This is a genomic window from Pseudolactococcus raffinolactis NBRC 100932, assembly GCF_001591765.1.
GTDB classification, from domain to species: domain Bacteria; phylum Bacillota; class Bacilli; order Lactobacillales; family Streptococcaceae; genus Pseudolactococcus; species Pseudolactococcus raffinolactis.
In genome coordinates this window covers 1-2,258 of record NZ_BCVN01000081.1, presented here as the reverse complement: position 1 = coordinate 2,258, position 2,258 = coordinate 1, and the positions used below count along the sequence as shown (strand labels likewise).

5 protein-coding genes are annotated in these 2,258 nt (G+C 36.2%); all 5 read right to left on the bottom strand.

What is annotated here, in order from left to right:
* Positions 1-102: 102 nt before the first annotated feature.
* Positions 103-456, bottom strand: a complete 354-nt coding sequence (locus tag LRA01S_RS10470) for an HK97 gp10 family phage protein (RefSeq protein WP_061775548.1) — start codon at positions 454-456, stop codon at positions 103-105.
* Positions 456-764: a phage head closure protein gene (locus LRA01S_RS10465; RefSeq protein ID WP_061775547.1), complete on the bottom strand. Its 309-nt coding sequence runs from the start codon at positions 762-764 to the stop codon at positions 456-458. Before LRA01S_RS10465 ends, LRA01S_RS10470 begins: the two co-directional genes overlap by 1 nt.
* 1 nt (position 765) lies before the next feature.
* Entirely contained in the window at positions 766-1,044 is a 279-nt protein-coding gene (locus tag LRA01S_RS10460) for a hypothetical protein (RefSeq protein ID WP_061775546.1), read from the bottom strand.
* Positions 1,037-1,222 carry a hypothetical protein gene (locus LRA01S_RS10455; protein WP_061775545.1) on the bottom strand — a complete coding sequence of 62 codons (186 nt, stop codon included), beginning with the start codon at positions 1,220-1,222 and terminating at the stop codon, positions 1,037-1,039. The genes LRA01S_RS10460 and LRA01S_RS10455 overlap by 8 nt, the downstream gene beginning before the upstream one ends.
* A gap of 56 nt (positions 1,223-1,278) precedes the next feature.
* A partial coding sequence (locus LRA01S_RS10450; protein ID WP_082785460.1) for a phage major capsid protein occupies positions 1,279-2,258 on the bottom strand: 980 nt, incomplete at its 5' end.

Below are 2,258 nucleotides of genomic sequence, written 5' to 3'. Positions count from 1 at the left end.
TAAAATATAAGGCAATTCGGGCGCATGACCAACGCTAAAACTTCGGTATTGGATAGGTATTTCTAACTTTTCCAATTCTGCTTTAAATTCCATCAAATTCATTTAGCCACCTTTGATTGCCCTTTCTACTTTATTCTCAAATTTCTTGATAGCTTCTTGTTCAGCAATTGAAATATGAGGTTGTGCCTTAGTACGCCCACCATTCCTTTTTGCGTGTCCTTTTTCTGTCAAGTGAGTTAATCCTGCATTTGTCGCATTGTGAATAACATAGCTTTTACCATCTTTTTTTACATGCCAACCTTTAGCGTATTTTCCACGCCTACCCATCGGGCTATTAACTTTCAGCATATTAACTGTTTCATTCGCTACATCGGCTTTGATCATATCAATTTCAGCTTCAACTTCGCTTGTATATTGGCTTAATGCTTGTGCAATTTCGTTTGCTATATCTTGCATCACACACCGCCTTTTTTCGCTTTCAACTTCAATTCAAGTTGTTCATTGTTGATTTTATAAGTGTTAATGACTTGATAGACAATACCGTCAATCTTAACCAACTGTTCATTTGAATACTCAAAAGCATGAATAACAATAATCTTTGTCAATTCTGTGTTGCTTTGCCCTGCGTAGTATAATTCAGCTCTGCCAATAGGCTTTTCATAAGCTAGTAATTCAGTTTCCTTATATTTAACAGTCTTGTTAATCTTACCCTTTTCCTGAACATATCCATCTTCTGCAAGCAATGAAACTTCTAAATCCCACATCTTAAGCACCTCCGAATTTGATTATCAAATTTCTCAACCGATATTCTAAGTTTCGTGGTATTGTTCCACCGCCCTTGTTTTCATATCTGAAAACTGCATAATCAACAACAAACATTAAGTGTTCAGCGTTTTCAAAGTTTATTGAAATGCGTTTTTGAATTTCTAACTCGTCAATGATAGACTTAACAACCACTTTCAATAATTCATCACGAACACTAGACTTATAGCCCAATGTTGCTTTCACAAGCCCCAAAATCTTATCTTCATTTGTTTCAGCCATTCTTGACCTCCTCAACTTCCATCACACAAATAAGAGGTTGCCCCCTCATGTTGTTTGATGAAAGAAGTTCTTCGATTCTACCCTTTCTTGTCCGTCCCTTGTTCGGGTATTTATCGCCTATGCGATAAACATGTTTAGTTTCTTTGCATGTAAAATCTACTAATACTTCATATTTCATATTATTTAACTCCTTTCGCTAAAAATAAAAGAGGTTGCCCTCTTTCTTATATTTGCTTATTCAGCTGTCAATTTGACTTTCACGCCTGCTTTTTCGTCAACTGTTTTGTAGTCGGAACGCACGCCAACTGCCAAACCTTTAGAAAAGGCATCAAATTTTTCCCAAGTTGCCGTAATGTCTGAGCGTTTGAAATAAGCGGCTGCTTCGGCTAAGTCACCTGCCCATACAAATCCAACCGCACCAGATACTGCTTTTGGTGCGATAGCATTTGAAATTACAATAACTTCTTTACCAAAAAGTGATTTACCGCTGGCGAACGCAATTGAATCTTGTAGCAAGTAACGACCTTGACTGTCTTTGAGTGTATCAATGAATTGATAAGCATTTTGATCCACGACAAATTTAGTATCAAGTTCTGGGTCAAGTTCAATATTAACGATTGATTTAAGACCATCTGCACCAATTGCATTTTTAACTGCAAATGTGTTCAATACATCAAGAATACCTTTGTTATTTGTATTACGAACCATTCTTTGCATTTGTTTTTCTGCGTATGCTACTACATCAATTGCTGAATCTTCAACAAGCTCATTTGAAAATGCGATTTGACCGATTCTTGTCTTAGCTGAATATTCAACATCAATGAACAATGGATCATCAATCTCAGCAATATCAGCTAATTCTTCTTTGGTTGCAAGAATTGCTGTAGCTCGTTTTGCAACTGGGAATTTACCTGAACCTGTTCCAACTGTTTCAGCTGTAACATATGCTGTCAAATCAACTTGACCATCTTTAAGCTCTAATACATTTTGTGAAACTTCCACGGGTACTAATACAGCGCCTGAAGTTGTATTCAATGAGCGTGTTTCAAGACCTTGAGTTCTGATATAATTTGCAAAATCTTTATTGTCTTGTGTGTTTCTAACTTCTACTTTTTTACCCATTTTTCGTTTTTCTCCATCTTCTTTTTCTTCATCTTCGTCAGTATTTTCATCTGTTTGTTCATCTTCGATTTTAGCCAATTCAGTTTCAAGTT